Genomic DNA, 15,610 nt, shown 5'->3' on the forward strand with positions numbered 1-15,610 from the left:
TAGTGGAGCGTGGACACCAGAACACCGCCCACCCCCGCGGGTGGCAGCGGCCAGGAACCCGAGGACACCGGCCGGCTGACGATGGTGCGGGTGCCGAGCGAGCCCACCCGGACCAACGTCGACAACCCGAGTGTGCGGGTGCAGCTCGGTCCCTCGTCCCACCGGACGCTCGCCGCGGCGGGGGCGCTGCTCCACGGCGGCGGCGGGCTCGCGCCGGCCCTCGCGGGCGCCGGAGCCGGAGCCGGTGCCGGTGCCGTGAGGGCGCGGCGGCGGGTGCCCGTGGTATGGACCGGCCGCGTCGACGACACCGCCGCCGGCCGACTGCTCCAGGCCGTCCCCCGGGGCGAGCCCGCCGGGCACCCGGCGGGCGGCGCCGACGCGGCGTCGACGCAGGTGCTGCCACGCTTCGACGACACCACCCGGGCGCTCCCGCCCCTCGACGACGCCACCCGCCGGCTGCCCCGCATCGACGGCTCCGGCGCGCCGCCCGGGGCCGCCGCGGACGCCACGCAGGTGCTCCCGCGCATCCCGGCGCCCGCCGGTCCCCACCCGGGCGGGCCCGGGGCGTACGGGGCGTACGACGGCGGCCAGGGCGCCTACGGCGGGACGTACGACCCGCACGCGGAACCGGAGGAGGCCGGTCCCGGCGGTGACCGGGACGACGGCCGCCCCCTGCAGCGCCACGGGGCCGACCCCGTACGGCATGCCTACTACCCCGGGCGCCGGATGAACCTCGGCGTCGTCCTGCTCCCCCTGCGCCTCGTCCTCGGCCTCGTCTCCCTCTATGGCGGCATGGGCAAGCTCGGCGACCCGCTGTTCTTCGACGGCGGCGAGCACGGCTCGATGCGGAGCTGGCTGGAGCGGATGGACCCCTGGTTCATCGCCGAGCCGCTGCACGGCTTCGGGCTCGCTCACCCCGTCGGCACCGGGCTGACGGTGGCGTTCTTGCAGATCATCGTCGGCGTGCTGACGATCTGCGGGCTGTGGCAGCGGCTCGCCGCCGGTATCGGCATGCTGCTTGCGCTCGGTCTGCTGGTGACGGTGGCGTGGCAGACGTCCTCGGCCTACGACACGGCGGACGCCCTGTTCCTCGCCGCCTGGTCCCCCCTCGTGATCGCCGGCGCCCCCGTCTACTCCCTCGACGCCCGGCTCGCCGGCGAGGCGTGGCGGACGCTGGGGCCGCGCTCGGAGCTGTGGGAGCTTCGCCGGCGGGTGCTGCGCCGCGGGACGGTGCTGGCCACGGTGATCGTGGGTCTGGCGCTGCTGGTCGGGTCGATGCTGGGGGCGGCGGTGCGGTCGTCGAGCACGGTACGGGTGCCGGGCCCCGACGAGCCGCCCGTCAATCACCTGCCGGGTACCCCGCTGCCCGGCACCCCCGGCGGCAAGGCCCGGGGCGGCGACGCGGGCTCGGCGACCCCGTCGCGGGACGGCTCCGCGGAGCCGGGCGGCGCGGCGTCCACCCCCGGCGCGGGGGCCGGGGCGGGTACGGAGGAGGCGGGTCCGGCCGCGGAGCCGGGCAGCGTCCCCCCGGCGCAGCGGCCGGCGGCGCCGCCGGTGTCGCAGCAGGCGCCGCCCCCGTCGGCCGAGAACCCGGCGCCGCCCTCCGACGCGCGGTCCGGCGCGGACCCGGGAGCGGGCACGGGTCCTGCGGAGTCGGGTGCCGGCGGTTCGGGGAGCACGGGGGGCGGCGGCTCGCCCCGCGGGGGCGGGGAGGAGGAATCGCCGGGGCTGGTCGGCGGGCTGCTGGGTTAGGCGTACGGCTGCGGGCCGGGCCCGTCCGCGTGGACACGTGCCACGGGGGCGGGGCCCGGTCCGTACCGTCTCCCGTCCCGAGTCCGTCCCGCTCCCGCGCGTGCGTCCTGCCCCGCTCCCGTCCTACCCCCGGCGCAGTTCCTTCGCCGCCTCGGTCAGATCCTTCGCCGTGTCGATGGCCCGCCAGTACGCCCCCTGCGGCAGCGGGAAGCCCGCCAGCCGCCGTTCCCGCGCCAGCCGCGGGAAGGTCGCACGCTCGTGGTCACCGCGGTCCGGCAGCAGGTCGCGGAAGGCGGCGGAGAAGACGTACACGCCCGCGTTGATGAGATACGGCGACGGCGGCGCCTCGATGAAGTCGATGACGTGCCCGAACTGGTCTGTCTCCACCGCGCCCCACGGCATGTGCGGCCGTGCCAGCGCCAGCGTCGCGTCCGCGCCCCGCTCCTGGTGGAAGGCCGCCATCGCGGGCAGCGAGAACCGGGTCCAGATGTCGCCGTTCGTCGCGTACCACGGCTCGTCCGGCCGCGGCAGCGACGCCGCCGCGAACTTCAGCCCGCCGCCCCGCCCGAGCGGCTCCTTCTCGACCACGCAGCTCACCTTCAGCGGCAGCTCCGTGGCGTCCAGCCACTCCTGGAGCACCTCGGCGAGGTGCCCGCAGGACACCACCGCGTCGGTGACGCCCTCGGCCGCCAGCCACTCCAGTTGGTGCCCGATGATGGGCACGCCGGTGCCGGGGATCTCGACCATCGGCTTGGGGCGGTCGTCCGTGTACGGACGAAGCCGTGACCCCTGCCCCCCGGCAAGGACCACGGCTTGCGTGGGTAGTGCTGCGGCTGCGGTCATACCCCGCACCCTAACCGGCCGGTAGCAACGGTCCGCGGGCGCGGGGTCCTCGGCTCCGGCCGGTACCGGACGGTCTCCTACTGGGCCGTGACGACCCCGGACGCGAACGCGGTGTCGCACACCGGGCGCGAGAACGACTGCGCGCGGCTGACCCCGTACTTGGCCACCGCCGCCTCGCCCAGCGCGCGGGCGATGCCGGCGCAGTGCCGCGCGAGCGACGGCCGGGCGTGCACCTCGCGCTGCAACTGCGTGAGCGCGGAGCCCGGATCCTTCTCCTGCAACTCGGCGATGAGCCGGTCCCGCAGCACCTCCTGCGGGGCGCGGGCGGACCTGGCCGCGGCACTCTCCGCGGAGGCGCTGAGCATCCGGGAATCGGTCGAGGGAGACGCCCAGGGGACGGTCGCGACCGCGAGCGTACCCGAGAGAACGAGTACGACGGGAAGGACGAATGCGATGGTTCTGCCGATACGGCGTGCTGCCTGTTTCACGAGGGCGATGGTAGCGGCCGGTAGTTGCTCGATGGCCGTGCGTCACTCTTATGAGCGCGGTTGGCCGGGACATTCGAATTCCGGGTTGACGCGGAGGTCGAACGGAGTGGCGGACTTTCCGACGCACTTGCCGATGGGCGGCTCCCCTTCGTACGGCGTAGGCGCGGATGCGTACGGCCGGAAGCGCGCACGGGAAAGCGCAACGGCGCCGCACCCCCGCGAGGGCTGCGGCGCCGTTCCGTGGGAACTGCCCGGCTGTGTCGCTCAGTCCGTCAGTCGCTGAGCCGCGCGCCGGTGGAGGTGGAGAACACGTGCGTCTCGCCGGAGCGCGGGACGATGTGCAGCGTGGCGCCCTTGTCCGGCACGGCGCGGCCGGAGACGCGGACGACCAGGTCCTTGTCCTCGCCGCCGACGTTCGCGGAGCCGTAGACGTAGGCGTCGGCGCCCAGTTCCTCGACGACGTTGACCGTGACGGGCAGACCGGCCGGAGCGCCGCCCTCCTCCTTCGACAGGCTCTTGGCGTCCGCGGGCGCGTCGCCGTTGGCCACGTCGAAGTGCTCGGGCCGGACGCCGACGGTGACCGTGCGGTCGCCCTTGTCGGACGCGGCGGCCAGGGCCTCGCGGCTGACGGGCACGACGCTGTTGCCGAACTTGACGCCGCCGTCGGTGATCGGCACCTCGACCAGGTTCATCGCCGGGGAGCCGATGAAGCCCGCGACGAAGAGGTTCGCCGGCTTGTCGTACATCTCGCGCGGCGTGGCGACCTGCTGCAGCAGGCCGTCCTTGAGCACGGCGACCCGGTCGCCCATGGTCATGGCCTCGACCTGGTCGTGGGTGACGTACACGGTGGTGACGCCGAGGCGGCGCTGCAGGCCGGCGATCTGCGTACGGGTCTGGACGCGGAGCTTGGCGTCGAGGTTCGACAGCGGCTCGTCCATGAGGAACACCTGCGGCTCGCGGACGATCGCGCGGCCCATCGCGACACGCTGCCGCTGACCGCCGGAGAGGGCCTTCGGCTTGCGGCCGAGGTACTCGGTGAGGTCGAGGATCTTCGCGGCGTCCTCGACCTTCTGCCGGATCTCGGTCTTCGGCACGCCGGCGATCTTGAGCGCGAAGCCCATGTTGTCGGCGACGGTCATGTGCGGGTAGAGCGCGTAGTTCTGGAACACCATGGCGATGTCCCGGTCCTTCGGGGGCAGGTGCGTGACGTCGCGGTCGCCGATGTGGATGGTGCCGGAGTTCACGTCCTCCAGACCCGCGAGCATGCGCAGGGAGGTCGACTTGCCACAGCCGGACGGGCCGACCAGAACGAGGAACTCGCCGTCCTCGATGGCGATCTCCAGCTCGCTGACCGCGGGCTTCTCGGAGCCCGGGTAGATCCGGGTGGCCTTGTCGAACGAAACGGTTGCCATGGTGTTTCCCTTCACCGGCAGGAACGTGCCGGACGATCCGAGTAAAGGATGTGGTGTAGTCCACTGAGTGAACCCTGGCGCTGACCGTACCTGCCGGTCAGGCCCCTTGTCACCACCTCGAAGGTCCCGAAAACACATCACCGCGCCGCCCCGCACCCCGGTTACACTGACGGGCGCGCCTCCTTAGCTCAGCTGGTCAGAGCAACGCTCTTGTAAAGCGTAGGTCGTCGGTTCGAATCCGACAGGGGGCTCCGACTGCCCCAGCCCAGACGTGCTCTGAGCTGGGGTTTTCCGCTATCGGATGCGTCGGCGGCGCCGTGCCCGGGCGGCGCGTGTGTCCCTGGTCTCAGTCCTGGTCTCAGAGGTGGCCCCGGGGCGGGGCATGAAGGTGTCTCCCACGCGGCGCATGGCGTCCTTCGAGAGGTGGGACCGTCCCTTGACGTACCGCCGTGTCTGGCTGATCTGGGTGTGCCGGAGGATCTCCATGATGGTGGGCATGTCCACCCCCAGCTCGTTCAGGATCGTGCCGGCGGTGTGGCGGCTGCCGTCGTAGAGGCGCCGGTCATCGATGCCCGCTTCGGCGAGCAGCTCCTTGAATTCCTCCCAGTCGGCCCGCGGGTCCAGCGGACGCCCGTCCGGCCGTGCGAACACCACCTCGTGCTCTTGCCACAGCTCGCCCGCGGCGGCGCGCGATGCCTCCTGCTGTGTCTTGTGCTCACGCAGGTGGGGGATGAACGGCGGCGGGATGGGGACAGGGTTCGTGCTCTTCTTCGTCTTGGGCCGGGTGAAGGCGAGTCCGCCGCCCTTTCGCTCCGGGCACGTGCTGGCGTGCCGGATACAGCCCTTCGGGCACGGCTTAGGACAACCACGCGTGTACGACTTGTGCCGGGTGCAGTCCTCTGCGCAGGGCTCGAAGCGGTGGAGCCGTGCGCCGCAGGCGTGCGGGTCCTTGCAGCCGTGTCGCCAGTTCAGGCGCTGTAGCTGCCACTGCGGGTGGATCAGCTCGTTGTCGAGGTCGACGTAGGGCCAGCGGAGCCCAAGCGTCTCGCCCTGCCGGAAGCCCATCCCGACCCCGACGACCCACCGCATGAACGTGGGCCGCTTCGCCGCAGCTTCGAGGAACGCCTTGGCCTCCTTCTGGGTGAAGGGGTTCGCCTCGGTCTCCTCCTGGGTGGGCGGATCAACGAGCGTGGCGACGTTCTCGGCGATGATGCGGCGGCGGTGGGCGATCTTCAGCGCTCGGGACAGGATGCGGTGCACCTTGAGCACGTGCGAGGGGGCGTGCCCGTCGGCGAGCATCGCGGCGTACATGGTCTCCAGATGTTCCGGTGCCAGCTTGTCGAGCCGGTGCTTGCCGACGCCGGGAACGATGTCGTTGCGGGTCTTGGACCAGTAGTCATCCAGAGAGCGGGGCCGGAGTTTCAGGCTCGCGATGGTGGTGAGGTAGGTCGTCATCCACTGCTCCACGGTGGGCACCCGGCCCGCCTTGGGCGCCCGGCCGTCGTCCCGGAGCTTCTCCAGGGCCCTGACCTTGCGGCGTACCTCCGTCTCGGTACGGGCGCGGCGGTGCCGGCGGTCGGGGCTGCCGTCAGCCTTGACACCCATGGTGACGCGACCGTGCCACCATCCGTCGCTGCCGAAGTAGACGGATGACTCCATGTTGGGCTTGCGTGGGCTCATGCACTTCCTCCATGCAGAAAGGCGGCCCCGGACCGAAGTCCGGAGCCGCCTCGTTCGGCGCGGTTGTTCAGGCGGCGGGGGAGAGGCCCGCCACGTAGCTCTCCAGGTCGCTCCGGCGGATGCGGCGGCAGCGGCCCAGCTTGATGTACTTCACGGCGCCTGCCGCCATCAGCTCGTAGAGCGTCGAGCGGCCGATGGCGAGCACGCCGGCGGCTTCCTTCGGGGTGTAGAGGAGCCGGTCAGCAGGAGGGGCGGTGGTGCTCATGCGGTGCAGCCTCCTCGGGTGAGATGTCGGCTACCTTCTCTGGGCTCCGCTACATCCGCTACACCGCTACATTGCAGGTCAGCGGCATGATTTTTGTAGCGGATAGGTAGCGTGTAGCGGCTACGCCCGCTACGGGTGCGTAGCGGTGTAGCCGCTACATCGGGGTTTGCCGCTACAGATTCACCGGCTGTGAGCTGGGCTGTAGCGGCGTAGCGGATGTAGCGGATGCCTGGGGTGGGGGGCAGTAGCGGGCCCAGGCGTCTTCGAGGTCTTCGGCGTGGAAGCCCTTGAGGACTCCGCCGGCGGTGCGGATGTTGCGGGACCGGATGGGCTCGTTGTCGGCGGTCATGTAGTCGGCGAGCATCCGGGCCAGGCGCCGGTTGTCGAGCGGCTTGCCACCGAGGTCGGCCCACGGGGCGTCGTCGAGGGCGTTGAGCCGGTCCAGGATGGCGATGGTGGGCAGGCGGTCGATACCGATGAGCACGTGGTCACGCAGGTCGGTGAGCAGCCGGATGCCGAGGCTGTGTTTGTCGGTGTGCTGGGATGCCTTGACCAGGGTGGCGCACGCGGCGCGGGCGCGGTCGGGCCAGTGGCCGCCTAGGGCGTCGGCGATGGCCAGCAGCGGCTCCCACACGTCGGCGGGCCGGTCGGTGACTCCCTCGGGCATCTCGGGCCACCGGTCCATCACGAACCCGCGGGCGCCTTCCGCCCACGTGCTCAGCCGGTCCCTGAGCTTGTGCCCCTCGCCCTCGTGCATCCGGGCACGGAACGGTTCCACCCGTTCGGCGCGGGCGCGGCGGCGCATGCGGATGACGACGGAGCGGGTCAGGATCGTGTCCGGCAGGGAGCCGAGTCCGGCGACCGCGACCGCGCAGTAGGACGGGAAGGCTTGGACGGTCTGGTTGCCGCCGTCGCCGATGCACCGGTAGGTGACCCCGGTACGGCGGTGGCCTGCGTTGAGGAACCCTCGTAGTTCCTCGTTGTCCCCGGCCTTGGGCCCGAAGATGGTGTCAATCTCATCGAAGAGGATCGTGGGCCTGCCGTCCGGGCCGGACACCGCGCGGAACAGCGCGGCAGCGGAGGCGTTGACGGCGGTCATCGGGTGCGGCACCAGCGTCTCTACGATCTCCAGTGCCCGGGACTTCCCCGACCCGGGTTCCGGGGAGAGGAAGGCGAGTCGGGGGGTGGAGTCGAAGCAGTCGAGCAGGTGCGCGTGTGCGTCCCAGAGCGCGACGGCGACGTAGGCGGCTTCGGTGGGGAAGACGTTGAAGCGGCGGTGGAAGGCTTCCACCTCGTCCAACAGCGCCGCCCCGTTGAGGGTGGGGGTCATGCGGCGGACCTTCCTTCGGAGTTGCGCAGCGGGCAGGTGTCGCGGTGGGCCGTGTGTGCGTCGATGAGCGCCAGTACGCGCGGGCGGCCGATGGCGCGTTGGTCCCAGCCGCACAGGCACACCGACCGGGCCGAAGGCACGGCGCGGGCCGGTGCGGACACGTGCAGCCACGCGACCACGTAACGGCCGCCCCCGGCCGCGTTGTCGGCACGCGATGGGCGCGGGGGAAGGGCTGAAGGGACGCCCTGACGGGCGACTCCCTGTCGGGCGCCTGCGTCCGTGGCCGGTGCGGTGATGCCCGCGGGCTCAGTGCCGGGGGCGGTGCGGTTGAGGCTCTTCAGGGGGGAGGATCGGGCCCGGTTCATGCCGCCCTGCCCTGTGGGTTGTGGGCGATGGACCAGTCGAGTCCCGAGCGGATGGTGGAGGCGCACTGCCGCGCCGGCAGACCGGCCGCCTCCCCGCTCCCCTGAAGAGCCTCCTCAACTTCCGCCCGGCTGAGGTCGCCAGACGCGATGAGCCGCCCCAGGGCCCGCGCGGCACGCAACAGCGTCGCGTCCCGCTGCCCCTCGGGGGCGTTGCGGACGTTGGTGCTCTCGCCTTGCAGCGCGGCTGACGCGTACGCAGACGCGTTCCCAGAACGCGGAGTGGCCACGGATCCGGTCGGACGCGCGCAGGGCGTCAGAGCGGCGCTGAGCCACGCGGGCAGCGGCGCGGGCGGCGCCGGGTCGGTGACGGTGTAGGCGCGGCCGTCGATGGTGCTGCCCACGGCGACGACGTAGCCGCCCCACGCGCGGGTGTCGACGTGCGGTGCGAGGGTGCCCGCGGTGTTGCCCAGCCGGACGCCGGGCGGTGCGGTGAAGTACCGGTGTTCACCGCCGCTTGCGGTCCGCAGCGTGAACGTGGCGGGTACCGGCTGGCCGGTGCGCTCGCAGAGCGCCTTGAAGGTCGCCGCGCCGCCAGGCGCGTCCTGCTTGCCCTTGGCCACGTCCAGGTCGATGACGACCAGCCCGGCCGGCCCGGTCGCAACCCCGATGTTGAACGCGCCCGCGGACCACGCAGCGCGGATACGGTCCGGGTCGGTGGTGGCGCGCTGCTCCCACTTGCGGTGCCCGTCCGTGCAGGCTCCGGTGCCGGGGCACCGGGCTGCGCTGTGCAGCGCGGGCCGCTTGGCGTTGGGGCGCAGCGGGAACACCGGCCAGCCGCGTCCTGCGGCGTCCAGGGCGGCGCGCATCAGGTCCTCGTTCATGCTGCCCTCCGATCAGTGAGGACGGTCTGCCGGTGGGTGGGGATTGCGGTGAGGACGCGGGTGCGCCAGTTCAGGGCGTAGGGCAGGCAGTTGGCGCAGTTCTTGTGCGTGTGGCCGGGCATGGGCGGCCGGCGGCGGGCGTGGTAGCTCCACGCCGCAGAGTCCGCGGAAGCGAGCAGGTGGCCGACCTTGGCCAGCCCGAGGGTTTTGAAGCCGAAGCCGTGCAGCTTGAGCCCGTGCGCAGCCATAGCCGTGACGATCGCGGCACCTTCGCGCGTGGACTGCAACCGGCACACCGACCCCAGCCCCACCACCGGCTCACGCCGCAGGTCCACTCCGGCCCGGTCGTAAAGGCTCAAGCAGTGCTCGTAGTCCGCAACCCGCCGCCCCTGCACCACGGGGATGATCCGCAAGTCGGGGGCGAGAGAACGCAGTTCCAGGAAGTTCGCCACGGTGCGGCGCAGGTGCTCAGCGACGCTCAGGTGGGTGCCGACGAAGTGCTGTCCGCCGAAGGTGCCCCCGTGGATGATGGCGTCCTCACACATCCAGTCCTGCGGCGCGGCCCAGTCGTACGGGCCCACGTGCTCGAAGATCCGCCGGAGATCGGTCACGTACTGCCGGGGCGTGCGAGTCCAGGCGCCCCGGGCCTTCAGCTCCATGAAGCCGCCGGAGTCGACGGCGTACGGGCCGGTCGCGGCGGGGAGCTCCCGCGCGCCGGCAAAGTGCTCCGACTTGAGGAACAGCGGCTTGTCGGTCAGCTTGACCCAGTGCCGCTTGTGGGTGGTCAGGTAGAAGCGCAAGGCGGGGCCTCCTCAGCCGTTGATGGTGTTGCGCTTGAACGTGGCCTTGCGGATGTGGGCCGTGCGGTGGTTCTGCACGACGGGCCCCGCGTAGTGGTGGTGGTGCTCCTCGGGGGTCGCTTCCTTCGCGGCCTTCCCGAGCGCCTTCACCAGCCCTTTCAGGGACAGCAGCGCGACGGGCGGTGTGGCGCAGAGGAGAGCGACGACCGCCGGGTCGGCGTAGCCGGACGCGACCAGCACGAGGGAGACGGCGCCGCCGACACCGAGGGAGCACACGCCCCCGGCGAGCATCAGCCCGGAGGCGTCGGTGGCGGCCTGGCTCATCGGCGGCCGTCCGGGCTGTGCGACCGGCGGTGTGGGGCCGACCTTCGGCAGGGGGCTGTCGTCGCGGTAGTGCGTGGGCCGTGCGGCGATCGCGTCCTCAACGGCGGCGATCAGGTCGTCGGCTTCGGGGCGCCGGGGGCCCACCTTGGGGCGCGGCTCAAACGGCGGGGCGGACATGGCGCTGCCTCCTGTTAGTTGCCGATGTCGCGGGCGGCGTCGGCGAAGGCGGAAACGAGGTTGTTGACGGTGGGTGCGGCGTCGGTGCCGGCGAGGTAGAAGCCGAACAGGGCGACGGCGACGGCCGCGCCTGCGCCGACGGCGCGGAAGCGCAGTAGGAGCACGACGAGGACGGCGAGGAGCAGAACGAGCGGGATGGTGAGCGTCACGGATCCTCCGGGCGGGGTTAGCGGGTGCCGGCGCGGTAGGTGCGCGCGGCGCGGTTGTAGATCCAGCGGCCGACGCGGATGCGTTTGCCGGTGGCGTCGCAGCGGCGGCAGTCACGGCCGCGCTTGAGCCGCCCCTTGCGGTCGGCCTTGAGCTTGTGGCCGATGCCGGAGCACTTGCGGCAGTTGCCGAACGGGCTCAGCCAGCACTTACCGCAGTAACAGAGAGCGACGAACGCCAGGCAGGTGAAAGCGAGCAGAGGAAGGCTCATCAGGTGCCTCTCAGGCAGGATTTGAAGGTTTCCGCAGGTGAGTCGCTGTTCGCTAGCTTCCTGATCAGGGGCGGTTTTGGTTGCTAGCGGGGTCGCTTGCGCAAGCGACGGGCGATGCTTGCGCAAGCGACCCTGGTGACCTATCCGGCGTCCCGATTCTTGTTGCGTTCCGTAATCGCGGCGGTGAGGTCGTCGCGCTTGATGCCGCGCTTGTTGACCGTCTTGCCGTCGATGCGGCGGCTGATCTGCTCGGTGGCCACGCCGAACGGCTTGAGGGCGGTGGTGAGCGCTTCGGCCTTGGGCTTGGCGTCCAGTTCGGCCCACGGCCCGTAGGTCTCGGGGCGCAGGTCGGCCAGGCGGTCGACCAGCGTTTCGGACCACACCTTGGCCTCGCCCTTGCCGAGCACGGCCGCCACGTCGTCCAGGACCGTGGCGGATACCTCCGGTGCGGGTGCCTCGCCGGCCGCGTCGCCGGTCAGGGTGCCCTCGGCTTCCCGCAGCGCGGCGGCGCGGGTCAGGATGCGTTCGGCGTCGCGGCCGTCGGCGAGGTAGGTGCGCACGATCCCGGAGTCGTCGGACATGCCCTTGAGCAGGCCCACGCCCTTGTGGGACTTCAGCAGCTTGGACGCATCCAGACCTTCGGAGTACGAGCCCGCGCCGAGGATGGTGTCCGAGACCTGGTAGGCGCCGACCCGCAGCGCGAACCGGGCCTGGTGCTGGTCGCGCAGCTCCGAAGGGCACGCCTTGTCGTCCGGCTTCTGCGTGGACGTCATCACCGACACCCCCACCGCGGGGGCGACCCGGGCGAGGTAGACCAGGAGCGACAGGATCTCCTTGCCGTGCTCGGGGTGCTGTAGGTACTCCTGCACCTCATCGATCACGAACAGGGTCAGGGGCATGTTCAGCTTCTTGTCCCGGCTGATCTCCGGGGTCAGCTTGCCCTCCGGGCAGATGTGCAGCGGCAGCTCAGAGAGCCGGTGGTAGCGGTCCTCGACGTCCGCCTTCAGCTCCCGCAAGGAGGTCAGCAGGTGCACCACCGGGTCGAACCCGTCCTTGGGGACGATGCCGAACGCGATGCGGTGGGCGACCTTGGTGAACTTGCGCCAGTCCGGCGATGCCTTGCCGTCGAACACGTACAGCCGCACGTACGGGTCCAGCGCGGCGGCCAGCGCGATCGTGCGGGCGGAGAACGTCTTGCCCTGCCGGGGCACCGCTCCTACCAGCAGCGACAGCCACAGCATGGTCGCCATGACCGGGTTACCGCGCTCGTCCACACCCCACGGGAACGGCTTCCAGAAGTCCACCCGCGTCGCCCCCAGCAGCGGCGACTTGCCCGACGGCACGGCCAGCGGGTCACGGTCGGCGATCCAGTACGCCACCCTGCGCTCACTCGACTCGTCCTTGTCGAGGAAGAGCTGAGTGGCGGCGATGTCCATGCCCGACGCGAGCTTGGTGTGGGCGTTGAGCGCGTCCTTGAAGGACTTGCCGTAGGGCAGATCCACAATCACGCGCCAGCCGTCGCCGTCCCGGCCGATCGGCCGCGGGAACGCGATCGTCTGGTCTTTGCTGGTCAGCCCGGCAACCTCGTGCGCCCGGATGACGATGTCCGAGGACAGCTTGCGCTTGCGGAACGTCACCTTGGCCCTGTCGATCAGCGGCCGGTCCGCCGGCGCCCCCGCCACCCCGAGCGTGGTCGTCAGGGCGGCGATGGATAGCAGCAACAGCCACGACGGCGCCATGACGTACACGGTCAACGCAGCGGCCAGGCCGATGAAACCGGCGAGCGTCGCCACGATCCCCCGCAGCCTTACGCGGTCGTTGCGCTGCCGCGACAGCTTCAGGTACTCCGCTGCGTCCTCATCGGCCACGGCCGCCAGCCGCAGCGACTTGCCCTCAGCGTCGAACACCCACCGGCCGACCCCGGCCGACCAACGCCACGCACCGCGCGGCGCGTAGGCGCAGATCTTCGGCGTGTAGACCAGCGGGAGGCGGATCGCGTGATAGCCGACCACAGCCGAGTAGTGCCGCACCGCCCACTTGCGGACGGCCGTGCGCTGGTCGGGGAGCTTCACCCAGTCCGGCAGCACCGGCAACCGGGCCTTGTCCTTGGCCTGCATCCATTCCGCGACCGACGGCGGGTAGACCTCCCGCGGCGGGTCGACCGGCTCCCCGTCGCTCAGCCCTTCGGCCTCCGGGTCGTCGGTGTCGGGCAGTTCGGCCTCCCACTCCCCGGGCTTGGCCACACCTTCACTCGGGGCGGCCGGCGCGGCGGGATCGGTCGGCTTCTTCAGGGGAAACGGCACGATGTCGGCCGTCGGCTGCTCGGTGCCCTCCGGACCGTCCGGGGGCGGGAAGGCGATGGTTTCCGTCACGATGTAGCTACTCCTTCGGGAGTCGACGGGTCCGGCCGGCGTGCTGTGGAAGGTCGACCGGCCGGACCCTGCTTGCGAGGGTGGTTCAGGCAGCGCGCTGTTCCTCGGGATAAGCGCAGGTCACGCACATGCCGAGAGAGCGGGGGATGCAGTACCCGGCGTCCTTCCCGCATTGCGGGCAGGTGCGGCGGGCGCGCATCGCCAAAGCGAGCGCGGCCCACTTGCGGGAGGTCATCGGCCGTACCGGCTTGGCCAGGTCGCAGCGGTACAGGTACGCCACCCGCACCCCACCGCGCCGGCAGTTGGCGCGCATGACCTGCGCGGCGATGTCCTGCCCGCCCGGCCGCAGCCCACGGGCCCGGAGCTGACGACGGGTCGCCAGGCCATCCGGCGCGAAGCGCCACGGGTAGGTCGGGATGCCGTAGCGCACCCCCTGCGGGTCGTAGCACTTGCCGAACGCGGCGGACATCAGGACGCCACCGGTTCGTCACGGGCCTCGTGCAGGCGGGCACTGATCCAGCCGACGGACCACCCGGTGTGCTGCGCGATCTGCCGAACGGAATGCCCAGCAGCGGCTCCGGCCCGCACGGCCTCAAGCGCTTCGGCCTCGTTCATCTTCGCCACCACGGTGGTGTTCACCGGCTTGCGCCCGGCCACCCCGTGCGGCTTGGTGAGGCGTTCACGCCCGGCAGCCGGAGTGTGTTCACGGGCCTGCCGTTCACGGTGTTCACGCTGCTCGCGCTCCACCTGTTCACGGCGCTCACGCTCGGCCCGTTCACGTTCCTCACGAGCCAGTTCGAAGGCGCGCTGTTCGGCCCGCTCGCGCTCCTGGCGTTCCAGTTCCTCACGGCGCAGCCGTTCCTCGTGCTCGCGCTGCTCACGCCGCTCTGCGGCTTCCCGCTCCGCGCGCTGCTGCTCCAGCCGCTCGGCGTGCTCGCGCTGTTCACGCTCGCGGCGTTCAGCGTCGGCCTGACGCTGTTCACGCTCGCGCCGCGCAGCCTGTTCACGCTGCTCGCGCTCGTGGCGTTCACGCTCGCGCTGTTCACGCTGTTCACGCTCGATGCGTTCAAGCGCGTCGGTGATCGCGCGGCGGTAGGCGAGTCCGGCTTCGGCGGTGACGATGAGCAGCGTGGGTGCGACCGCGTGAACGGCCACCCCCACAGCATCGCCGTGCAAAGCGGAATGCCCGACGTTCAACGCCAGGGTCATGATCCCGGTCAGCCAGCGCAGGACCGCCGGCCACCTGCCCGCCGTCCCGCCCAGCCGTGCAACGGTGGAGTCCAGCCGCACCACGATCACCACGGCCGCGTCGACAACCAGCGGCAGAATCGGCGCGGTCCACTGCCAGCCCTCCGGGGCGACACCGCGAACCAGCGGCGTCACCGTGAGGACCGAGAACAGCATCGCGCCCAGCGTGATGCCCCACGTGCCCACCGACAGGGTGCGCTCAGCCGACCGGATCTGACCCGGACTCATCGTGGAGAAGTTCATGCCGCATCTCCTCGGGGTGCCGTGTGGGTGCCGTCGCGGCCGACACGGCGGCCGTTGCGTGTGGCGAGCGGGGGCGCGTCGGGGGCGGCGATGAGCCAGCCGCCGCCGTCGCGCTTGGTGATGTACATCGCCTCATCGGCCCGCCTCAGCGCGGCCGACAAGTCCAGCTCGGGGGCGTCGCCGGTCCAGCACGCGCCGATGGACGCGCCCACGGTCACCTCCCGCCCGCCGACGCGGGTCGGTACGGTGATCTCGTCGTGCAGGCCGCGCAGCAGCCACGGCAGGCCCATCTCGGTCGGCAGCGGCACGACGGCAGCGAACTCGTCGCCACCCAGCCGGGCGGGGACCGCGCCGGGCCGTCCGTCGAGCGCGTCGGTCAGGCTCGCGGCCACGCCGCGGATGACGTCATCGCCCGCGGCATGCCCGTAGCGGTCGTTGACGGTCTTGAAGTCGTCCAGGTCGATGACCAGCACCGCGCACAGCCCATGGCGCAGCAGACGGCCGGCGCGCCGCTCGAACGCATCCCGCGTCCACAGCCCGGTCAGCGGGTCGCGGCGGGCCAGCTCAAGGCGGCGGCGCAGCCACAGCGTGTGGGCCGTCCAGCCGGTCAGCGCCGGCACGGCCGCCGCAGCGGCGGGAAGGAACGCGCTCATGCGGCACCGCCCGTCGTGTCCGTAGTGCGGCGGTTGGCGAGCGCGCGGCGGGCGGTGAGCACCCGGCGGCGGGCCCGGCGCAAGCGCCGGGTGTCCAGCTCGCCCGGCACCCGGTCCAGGGTGGTGATCTGCGCGTCCAGCAACGCGATCTCCGCGTGGATGACGGGCATCTCGGCTTCGATCGCGTCCAACTCGGCCGGCGTCGGCTCACGGCCGGACGTGTCAGCGGTTCCGGACACTTCAGGTGCGGCAATACTGGTCATGGGTCGTGTGCCCTTCCTGTGGGACGGCCCGACAGC

The 15,610-nt window shown here is 71.7% G+C and carries 17 protein-coding genes and 1 tRNA gene; 2 read left to right on the forward strand and 16 right to left on the reverse strand.

Annotated features, from left to right (window positions below; translation table 11 throughout):
* Positions 1 to 81 precede the first annotated feature (81 nt).
* Positions 82 to 1,752 carry a DoxX family membrane protein gene (locus tag I003_RS0115640; RefSeq protein ID WP_027772383.1) on the forward strand — a complete coding sequence of 557 codons (1,671 nt, stop codon included), beginning with the start codon at positions 82 to 84 and terminating at the stop codon, positions 1,750 to 1,752.
* Positions 1,753 to 1,875: 123 nt separating this feature from the next.
* On the opposite strand, the gene I003_RS0115645 is transcribed toward I003_RS0115640, so the two are convergent.
* From I003_RS0115645 to I003_RS0115655, 3 genes are all read right to left on the reverse strand, one after another.
* The gene (locus tag I003_RS0115645) at positions 1,876 to 2,595 is read right to left on the reverse strand and encodes a nucleotidyltransferase family protein (RefSeq protein ID WP_078564053.1); all 720 of its coding nucleotides are present in this window, start codon (positions 2,593 to 2,595) and stop codon (positions 1,876 to 1,878) included.
* Between the two features lie 77 nt (positions 2,596 to 2,672).
* Positions 2,673 to 3,083, reverse strand: coding sequence for a hypothetical protein (locus tag I003_RS0115650; protein ID WP_027772385.1), 411 nt, complete (start codon positions 3,081 to 3,083; stop codon positions 2,673 to 2,675).
* Between the two features lie 272 nt (positions 3,084 to 3,355).
* Entirely contained in the window at positions 3,356 to 4,495 is a 1,140-nt protein-coding gene (locus I003_RS0115655) for a sn-glycerol-3-phosphate ABC transporter ATP-binding protein UgpC (RefSeq protein ID WP_027772386.1), read from the reverse strand.
* Between the two features lie 177 nt (positions 4,496 to 4,672).
* Here I003_RS0115655 and I003_RS0115660 point away from each other — a divergent pair.
* Positions 4,673 to 4,746: transfer RNA gene (locus tag I003_RS0115660), tRNA-Thr, on the forward strand.
* Positions 4,747 to 4,789: 43 nt separating this feature from the next.
* Here the strand turns inward: I003_RS0115660 and I003_RS0115665 are convergent.
* The 13 genes from I003_RS0115665 to I003_RS0115730 all read right to left on the reverse strand — a co-directional run bounded on the left by I003_RS0115665 (position 4,790) and on the right by I003_RS0115730 (position 15,574).
* Positions 4,790 to 6,175: a tyrosine-type recombinase/integrase gene (locus I003_RS0115665; RefSeq protein WP_027772387.1), complete on the reverse strand. Its 1,386-nt coding sequence runs from the start codon at positions 6,173 to 6,175 to the stop codon at positions 4,790 to 4,792.
* Positions 6,176 to 6,242: 67 nt separating this feature from the next.
* Positions 6,243 to 6,440 carry a helix-turn-helix domain-containing protein gene (locus I003_RS0115670; protein ID WP_027772388.1) on the reverse strand — a complete coding sequence of 66 codons (198 nt, stop codon included), beginning with the start codon at positions 6,438 to 6,440 and terminating at the stop codon, positions 6,243 to 6,245.
* Between the two features lie 172 nt (positions 6,441 to 6,612).
* Positions 6,613 to 7,770 (reverse strand): DUF3631 domain-containing protein, encoded by a 1,158-nt coding sequence (locus tag I003_RS0115675; RefSeq protein ID WP_027772389.1) that lies wholly within the window; start codon positions 7,768 to 7,770, stop codon positions 6,613 to 6,615.
* 361 nt (positions 7,771 to 8,131) lie between these two features.
* Positions 8,132 to 9,016 carry a bifunctional DNA primase/polymerase gene (locus I003_RS0115685; RefSeq protein WP_027772391.1) on the reverse strand — a complete coding sequence of 295 codons (885 nt, stop codon included), beginning with the start codon at positions 9,014 to 9,016 and terminating at the stop codon, positions 8,132 to 8,134.
* Positions 9,013 to 9,816 (reverse strand): deazapurine DNA modification protein DpdA family protein, encoded by an 804-nt coding sequence (locus I003_RS0115690; RefSeq protein WP_027772392.1) that lies wholly within the window; start codon positions 9,814 to 9,816, stop codon positions 9,013 to 9,015. The genes I003_RS0115685 and I003_RS0115690 overlap by 4 nt, the downstream gene beginning before the upstream one ends.
* A 12-nt stretch (positions 9,817 to 9,828) precedes the next feature.
* Positions 9,829 to 10,317, reverse strand: a complete 489-nt coding sequence (locus I003_RS32325; RefSeq protein ID WP_051368263.1) for a hypothetical protein — start codon at positions 10,315 to 10,317, stop codon at positions 9,829 to 9,831.
* A 14-nt stretch (positions 10,318 to 10,331) separates the two neighbouring features.
* Complete coding sequence (locus I003_RS0115700) at positions 10,332 to 10,526, reverse strand: hypothetical protein (protein WP_027772393.1); 195 nt, start codon at positions 10,524 to 10,526, stop codon at positions 10,332 to 10,334.
* A gap of 17 nt (positions 10,527 to 10,543) precedes the next feature.
* A complete protein-coding gene (locus tag I003_RS0115705; RefSeq protein WP_027772394.1) occupies positions 10,544 to 10,795 on the reverse strand; it encodes a hypothetical protein in 252 nt (83 codons plus the stop codon).
* A 140-nt stretch (positions 10,796 to 10,935) separates the two neighbouring features.
* On the reverse strand, positions 10,936 to 13,167 hold the full coding sequence (locus tag I003_RS0115710) for a cell division protein FtsK (RefSeq protein WP_027772395.1): 2,232 nt from the start codon (positions 13,165 to 13,167) through the stop codon (positions 10,936 to 10,938).
* Positions 13,168 to 13,252: 85 nt separating this feature from the next.
* Positions 13,253 to 13,636: an RRQRL motif-containing zinc-binding protein gene (locus tag I003_RS0115715; protein WP_027772396.1), complete on the reverse strand. Its 384-nt coding sequence runs from the start codon at positions 13,634 to 13,636 to the stop codon at positions 13,253 to 13,255.
* Positions 13,636 to 14,658: a DUF2637 domain-containing protein gene (locus I003_RS0115720; RefSeq protein WP_486584238.1), complete on the reverse strand. Its 1,023-nt coding sequence runs from the start codon at positions 14,656 to 14,658 to the stop codon at positions 13,636 to 13,638. Before I003_RS0115720 ends, I003_RS0115715 begins: the two co-directional genes overlap by 1 nt.
* Positions 14,655 to 15,311, reverse strand: a complete 657-nt coding sequence (locus I003_RS0115725) for a GGDEF domain-containing protein (protein WP_027772398.1) — start codon at positions 15,309 to 15,311, stop codon at positions 14,655 to 14,657. The genes I003_RS0115720 and I003_RS0115725 overlap by 4 nt, the downstream gene beginning before the upstream one ends.
* A complete protein-coding gene (locus tag I003_RS0115730) occupies positions 15,308 to 15,574 on the reverse strand; it encodes a DUF6284 family protein (protein ID WP_027772399.1) in 267 nt (88 codons plus the stop codon). The genes I003_RS0115725 and I003_RS0115730 overlap by 4 nt, the downstream gene beginning before the upstream one ends.
* Positions 15,575 to 15,610: the final 36 nt, after the last annotated feature.

Source organism: Streptomyces sp. CNQ329 (assembly GCF_000482585.1).